The sequence below is a fragment of the Candidatus Flexifilum breve genome (genome assembly GCF_016713355.1).
The window spans coordinates 950,953-957,677 of the sequence record NZ_JADJPI010000004.1; the positions used below are offsets into that span (position 1 = coordinate 950,953).

The window sequence follows — 6,725 nt, forward strand, 5'->3', positions numbered from 1 at the left end:
ATGGACTCGATACTGGTATTGATCTTCGTCGTCGTAGGCACGGTCGTCTTCGGCGGTCTGGTCTATGTCGGCATGAAGGAAGACAAGGGCCGCGACCCACTGCAAGAACGCCTCGCCCAGTATGACGACAAAGAACTGCCGTCCTCGCTGGAAGAAATTGAACTTTCGCTTTCCTTCCGTGACCGCGTCCTCCTGCCGATGATGAAACAGGTCGCCAAGGTCAGCACGAAGTTCACGCCGCAGAAACAGCTTGAAGATGCGCGGCACAAGATCGAACTGGCGGGCATGAACATGGACCCCGCCTCGTTCTTTGCCATGCGCATCGCCCTGACGCTGGTCTTTGGCCTCGGCGCCTTTTTCGTGTTCTTCGTGAATTCACCGTCCACGGCCAAAGGCACCGCCCTGCTCTACACGCTGGGCGCGCTCGGTATGGGTTATATTCTGCCGGTGATGTGGCTGTCGAGCAAAATCAAGCGGCGGCAGGAGAACATCTGGCGGGCACTCCCCGACGCGCTCGATCTGCTGGTGATCTGCGTGGAAGCCGGTCTCGGCTTCGATATGGCGATGGGGAAAGTCTACGAAAAGTGGGAAAACGAACTCGCCATCGCCTTCGGGCGCGTGCTGCGCGAAATTCAGCTCGGTAAGATGCGCCGTGATGCGCTGCGCGACATGGCGAACCGCATGGATGTGCCCGATGTGACCGCGTTCGTCGCCGCCATCATTCAAGCTGACCAGTTGGGCGTGAGCATGGCCAAAATTCTCCGCGTCCAGTCCGACCAGATGCGCGTGAAACGCCGCCAGCGCGCGCAGGAAAAAGCGCATCAAGCGCCCGTGAAGATGATGATCCCGATGGTTTTCCTGATCTTCCCGTCGATCTGGATCGTACTGCTCGGCCCATCGCTCATCATTCTATTCGGCTCCAGTGAAGTGAACGCCGTCTTTTAGCGGCGCCGCCGACGCGCGGGCGCGCTGAACTGCGCCCGCGCATCAAAACGGTTGACGTAATAGGTCAAGGTTTGACCGATGTCGGATGATGGCACTGGCCTAGGAATCCAACGCGGAGTAGGATCGCACTTCTCTGGTTGGGTGAACGCCGCCCTTGATTGGGTCTTTCCGCCCCGCTGTGTCGGCTGCGACACGGTCGATACGATCTGGTGTGATCGCTGTCAGGCTCAACTGGACGCCGAGCCGATCAGCACCCGCACCCGCCGCCTACCACCCCTCAACGCGCTCGCCGCCACCGCAACGCATGGCGGCATTTTACAGCACAGTATCCACGCGCTAAAATATGCGGATGCTCGCGCGCTTGCCGTCCCACTGGGAGATCGGCTGGCAGTAAGTTATCGTTTGTTGGGATGGACACTTGACATGATCATCCCCGTGCCATTGCACACTACTCGCCTCCGTGAGCGGGGGTATAATCAGTCTCAACTGATAGGAGAACGCATGGCACAGTCGCTATCTCTTCCTTGTTTTCCTTCAGCCCTCACCCGAGTGCGGTCTACCGCCTCGCAAGTTGGGCTCTCCCGCAGCGAACGACAACAAAATCTGCAAGACGCTTTTCACGCGGATCCTCGCCTGATCTCCGGTCAGCGCATTCTTCTCATTGACGATGTACAGACGACGGGCGCAACGCTTCAAGAAGCGGCGCACGCGCTGTTCAACGTGGGCGCGGTGGCGGTCTACGCTTTGACCGTAACTGCCGCACGCCTGTAATCGTTCCTTCTTCCCATCAAGTTAAGGAGTCTCGTATGGAAATCCAAGTTCGGGGTGACGATCTGAAGATCACAGAGACGCTGGAAGAATATGCACAGAAGAAACTGGCTCGACTTGACAAATACCTGCCGAATATTCAGGATGTGCGGGTGGACTTCTCCCGCCAGCACACGCGACGCGGCGATAACATTTTAAGCGCGCAAATCACCATTCGCCACCAACGTGGGGCGATCCTGCGCGCAGAAGAAACCAGCGCTGGAGACGCCGAAGCCGCGCTGAATCTGGCCATCGAAAAGATTCACCGCCAGATCGAACGCTTCAAGAGCAAGCGGAGTCGCAAGGGTCGTCCGCGCTTCAGTGCCTCGGTCGAGGAGCTGAGTGCCGCCGAGACTGCGCCCAATGTCGACGTGCTGGAAGAAGAGGAAGTCGATCCGATCATTCGCCACAAAGAGGTGTATGTCACGGCGATGAACGAAGACGAGGCGATTGAGCAAATGGAACTGCTCGGTCACACCTTCTTCATCTTCTTCAATGACCAGACGCAGACCGTCAATGTGGTTTACAAGCGCCGCACCAGCGGTTATGGTGTGCTCATCCCGAAAACTGAATAGACAGCAACTGGGGCGATCATCGATGATCGCCCCAGACTAACTTCAGCTTAGACGCGCACCGGCGCGTCCTTTTTGTTTCTATTCCGTGAATCTCAGAAAAACGATGGGCGGTTTGGCTTTTAAGAAGCGCTCTCCCACAGCCCCCGCAGCAGTAGATACTTCCGCAGCTCGTAGCGCGCCATCAACAACCCCATGTGTAAGCCGTGCAACCCATCGATGTACCCCTTGAGCGTGACGAAGCGCCACCAGAACTGGCGCAGCGGTTGCAAAATGTAATTCTGCGGTTTCGGGCGGATGCCCTGCTCAAACAGAATCTGCGCATCGTAAGCAGAATAGACTTTCTGTTTCTGGTGAAACTGCGCGACGTTCTTGTAGTTGTAGTGAATGAACGGGTGATCGAGCGTGCCGCAATCCTGCTGCAAAACGGTGACTTCATGAACGCGGCGTTCGGGGTCGAACTGCGCTTCGCCCACTTTGAGCAGACGTGTCTGATAATCGGGATACCAGCCCCCGCCCCGCGTCCGGTGACCGAACAGATAGTTCTCACGGGGAATGCGCCACCCGGAAAAACCTGGCAGTTCGATTTTTCGCGCACTTCCTGTGCCAGTTCGGGCGTCACGCGCTCGTCGGCATCGACGAAGAGCACCCAATCGGCGGTCGCTGCGACCGCCTGCAGCGCCGCATTGCGCTGGCGGGCATAATCCTCAAAGCGGTTCTGGATCACGGTCGCGCCCGCCGCTTGCGCCAGTTGGATGGTTTGGTCGGTGCTAAACGAGTCGAACACGATGACCATGTCGGCAAAGCGCACGGATGCGATGCACGCGGTGACGTGTTCCGCCTCGTTGTAAGTCAGAATGATCGCCGCGAGGCGCATGTTAGCCTCTTCCTGAAGCCAGATCACGGATGGTGCGGTAGGCGTCACGTTCCGCACCTGCGGGTGTCTGGCGGAGCTTCAATGCCATGCCCAGCACGATCAGCAGCCGCGCCGCGAGCACTTTCGGCGCCGGGTAGTGCTTGCGGTACAGCCGCAGACGGCTTTTCCACAACTGGATCAGCATTTGGGGACGCACCTGCGCACTGCTCTTTCCGGCGAAATGCGTCACTAACGCGCCGGGCACGGTCTGAACTTGCCACCCGGCATCGTGAATGCGCCACGCCCAGTCGATTTCCTCACAGTACATGAAGAAACCTTCGTCAAACCCCTGCGTTGCTTCCACGACCTCGCGGCGCAGCATCATCGTCGCGCCGAGCACAAAATCGACCGGGAACGGCACGCCGAGTTTGTACCAAGCACGGGGATAGCGCCCATTGAAGCGCCCTTCGATGAGACGCCCCGGGGTGGGAAAGAATTCCGTCCACAACTGACGCAAACCGGGGAATGTGAAGGCGCCGGGCTGGAACGTCCCATCCGCGTATTCCAACTGCGCCCCCACCAAACCGATCCGCGTATCCGAAAGCAAATGGCGCTGCAAGCGCTGCGTCGCTTCAGGATGCGTGCGGGTGTCCGGGTTGAGCAAATACACGACGGGCGGCGGATCGTTCGCCATGATCTGCCGGATCGCGACGTTGTTCGCCGCGCTGAAGCCGAGATTCGTCGCGCTGACAATCAGCTTCACCTGCGGAAACTTGCTGCGAATTTCGTCCGGCGTGCCGTCAGAGGACGCGCTGTCCACCACGTACACGTCAGCGTTCAATCCGCTCGCTGCACAATCGGCGTACAGACTGCCGATCGCATCGAGCACCAGATCCGCACATTCCACGTGACAATGACGACAGCCAGATCAGCCATAGACGACCGCTAACTGCCCGCCATTTCGCTCAGGTCAACGCCCGCGCGGGTGATGGCGGTGCGGACAGCCGCCAGCGTATCCGTCTCGACTTCTACGAGCGCATCCTGACCGAGCAGCGGGGCGAGCAGTGTGCCGCGCGTGCCATTGGCAATGGCGATCAGCGCGTCGGTGAGCGCCTGCGCCTGCCCTAACGGGAAGCTTTCGGGATACGTCAGCACGCCGATGGGAATTTCCATGCCGCCGGGCAAATCATCGACGCGGCTGCCAGCGGTCGTATAAGCGCTTTGGGAGACGCCCGCCGCATCGCAATCGCCATCTTCGAGCGCGGCGATAAGTTCGGGCACATCATCGTAATCGGTGATCGAGGCGAAACTCGCGGTCGAGAAACCGCTGGTGGCCAACATAATCGAGGGCAGCAGCCACGTGTAGAAATCGGACGCACTCACGCGGCAGAAATTCTTATCCGCCATGTCACTCACGCTCGAAATTCCGCTCCGGGTGTTGCGGACGAGCAGCGCGCGTTCGGTGGTACTGCCTTCGCGAGCGACTTGCAGCGCCGCCGTACCGCAGTTTTGCGCGGCGGCGGCGGTATAGGCGACCCCGTTCAACCATGCGACCGTCACCGTGCCCGCGACCGAGTCGCACAGCGCGGTGATCGCTTCGGCATCGGTGGCCGCGCGCGTCACTTCGACAATCAGACTGGTTTCTTCGAGGAGCGCTGCTTGTAAGCCGTCGATGGCCGTCTGCACTTCATCTTCTTCGGTACTTGTGATCGCGCCGACCGCGAACACCATGCGCACAGCGTTCCCCTCCGCGCCAACCGGAATCGGTGTGGCGACCGGGGGCAGCGAGGTCGAACGCGGCGTCGGCGTCAGCGTGGGCTGCGAGACGGGTCCCGCGTCACCGCGCCGGCACGACGCCAGCACCGCGGCTAAACTGAGGCACAGCAGGAGGACTAACAGGCGTTTCATGGCGCGACCTTTTCGTCAGGACGAGGGGATACCTCATTCTATGCTCAATTCGCGGCCTCAATCACAAAAATCTCACGTGGGCCGACATTGCGGTTCCGTTCGCTGACTTCCACGTATTCGTGGATCAACCCCGCCCAGCAGTTTTGCGGGTTCAGGTTCTCGATGCGGTTCATGCGGATACCGCCCCACACGACGCTGGTTTCACCCGTCATGAGGTAATAGTAGGTGTTACCGCTGTCCGGGTCAGCGACCGCCGTCAGGTGATCGCGCGTGCCCAGCGCCCAGCGCCACGGGTAGCTGGCCGCCGAGGTTTGACATTCGATGCCGATGCGCCACGCCCCCGCTTCTTCCATCCAACCGAGCGACGGAGCACGCTGCTCCCAGTCGTAGACGACGCCCGGTTCCGGCCCGGTCGTGCGGATAGGGACGTCGCTGTAGTTTTCGACGGTCAGCTTGAACACGAGCACATCGCCCTGAGGAACGCCGAGGCGCGTGATATCCAACGACTGCGGATCGGTTGGCATCGGCGCGAGCGCGCCTTGCTGTTCGCGCGTCGAGGCATAGGCTTCATCGTAGGGTACGACTTCCCAGATCACGCTCATGCCAATTGGCTGAGGGATGATCTGCGCCCGCGGTTTGCCGCCCGTCTGAATCGTGAGCGTCGCTTCGCGCTGCACGCGTTGTCCGACTGCATCCTGCGCATGCACTACCAGCGGATAGGTGCCATCGGTCGGCGGGTTTGCGCCGAGATCGACGCCGCCCTCGTAATCGAACAGGTGCCGCCCCGCTTCACCGGGACGCGAATCTTCGAAGCGTTCCGAGATATACAGCCGTTCGCCGTTCGGGTCGATCAGATACGTGGTCAGCGTAGCCTCTTTGGTGAGAAACACGTTGATCTGCGAGCGATCCGCGATGCCGTCCTGATTCGGCGTGAAGAGCTGCGGGTAGACCGTGAAATCCGTGAGCAGCGGCAGCGGCGCATCTCCGTCGGCGATGGTGAACGTGCCCGTTTGCTCGGCGGTTTCGCCCGCTTCGGTCGTCGCGGACAAACGCCACGTGTAGACGCCATCAGGAATCAGGCGCTGCAAAATCTGCTGGTCGCCAAAGTCTTCGCCGTCCAGCGTGAAACCATCGACCACCCCGCTGAATTCGACGCGGTAGTCGCCGGGGATGCGCGGCTCATCCTGCCGGAAAGCGAACACGTGACCGTCTGCGCTTTCCAGCGTGAGCGTCACGCGCGCATTTTTCGTCAGAGTATATGAGAAGATCGCAATATCGTCGCTGCCATCAGCGTTCGGCGTGATCGTAGCAGATGAAAACTGCGCCGCCGTGATCAAAGGTTGATCGGGCGCTACCAGCGCCGATCCAATGATAATCACGCCGATCACGACCACCAGCGCAGCGATTAAGGTCAGCCAAATCGGGATTCGCATGTATTGAAACGTCCGTCCTTATCCCAAAACAGCCGTTTAGTCTAACTGACGTCCGGTATTCTTGCTAGATTGACCCACCCGCTTCACTTCCACGTCGCTTGCAGAACCCGCCGCCAGTTCGCATAAGCGACCTTTTCAACATCACGTTGGCTGTAGCCTTCAGCACGCAGCGCCTCGATGAGCCGGGGCAGTCCGGCCACGTCT

The 6,725-nt window shown here is 59.9% G+C and carries 7 protein-coding genes and 1 pseudogene; 3 read left to right on the forward strand and 5 right to left on the reverse strand.

Annotation, left to right across the window (positions count from 1 at the left end; translation table 11 throughout):
- From IPK17_RS05065 to hpf, 3 genes are all read left to right on the forward strand, one after another.
- Positions 1-945: a type II secretion system F family protein gene (locus IPK17_RS05065; protein ID WP_343416571.1), complete on the forward strand. Its 945-nt coding sequence runs from the start codon at positions 1-3 to the stop codon at positions 943-945.
- A 78-nt stretch (positions 946-1,023) separates the two neighbouring features.
- Positions 1,024-1,716, forward strand: a complete 693-nt coding sequence (locus IPK17_RS05070) for a ComF family protein (protein ID WP_343416572.1) — start codon at positions 1,024-1,026, stop codon at positions 1,714-1,716.
- 35 nt (positions 1,717-1,751) lie between these two features.
- A complete protein-coding gene (gene hpf / locus IPK17_RS05075; protein ID WP_343416573.1) occupies positions 1,752-2,327 on the forward strand; it encodes a ribosome hibernation-promoting factor, HPF/YfiA family in 576 nt (191 codons plus the stop codon).
- A gap of 119 nt (positions 2,328-2,446) precedes the next feature.
- Here hpf and IPK17_RS05080 read toward each other — a convergent pair whose 3' ends face one another.
- The 5 genes and pseudogenes from IPK17_RS05080 to IPK17_RS05095 form a co-directional block, all read right to left on the reverse strand.
- Positions 2,447-2,977 (reverse strand): glycosyltransferase family protein, encoded by a 531-nt coding sequence (locus IPK17_RS05080; RefSeq protein ID WP_343416574.1) that lies wholly within the window; start codon positions 2,975-2,977, stop codon positions 2,447-2,449.
- Between the two features lie 2 nt (positions 2,978-2,979).
- A pseudogene (locus IPK17_RS40410) lies at positions 2,980-3,201 on the reverse strand (glycosyltransferase); the annotation flags it as partial.
- Between the two features lies 1 nt (position 3,202).
- Complete coding sequence (locus IPK17_RS05085; RefSeq protein ID WP_343416575.1) at positions 3,203-4,069, reverse strand: glycosyltransferase family 2 protein; 867 nt, start codon at positions 4,067-4,069, stop codon at positions 3,203-3,205.
- 56 nt (positions 4,070-4,125) lie between these two features.
- Positions 4,126-5,088, reverse strand: coding sequence for a phosphate/phosphite/phosphonate ABC transporter substrate-binding protein (locus IPK17_RS05090; RefSeq protein ID WP_343416576.1), 963 nt, complete (start codon positions 5,086-5,088; stop codon positions 4,126-4,128).
- A gap of 44 nt (positions 5,089-5,132) precedes the next feature.
- A complete protein-coding gene (locus tag IPK17_RS05095; protein WP_343416577.1) occupies positions 5,133-6,521 on the reverse strand; it encodes a hypothetical protein in 1,389 nt (462 codons plus the stop codon).
- Between the last annotated feature and the right edge of the window lie 204 nt (positions 6,522-6,725).

Coding starts and splice junctions, on each gene's coding strand:
- IPK17_RS05095 (WP_343416577.1), bottom strand. CDS start 6,521: ATGCGAATCCCGATTTGGCTGACCTTAATCGCTGCGCTGGTGGTCGTG.
- IPK17_RS05070 (WP_343416572.1), top strand. CDS start 1,024: ATGTCGGATGATGGCACTGGCCTAGGAATCCAACGCGGAGTAGGATCG.
- hpf (WP_343416573.1), top strand. CDS start 1,752: ATGGAAATCCAAGTTCGGGGTGACGATCTGAAGATCACAGAGACGCTG.
- IPK17_RS05090 (WP_343416576.1), bottom strand. CDS start 5,088: ATGAAACGCCTGTTAGTCCTCCTGCTGTGCCTCAGTTTAGCCGCGGTG.
- IPK17_RS05065 (WP_343416571.1), top strand. CDS start 1: ATGGACTCGATACTGGTATTGATCTTCGTCGTCGTAGGCACGGTCGTC.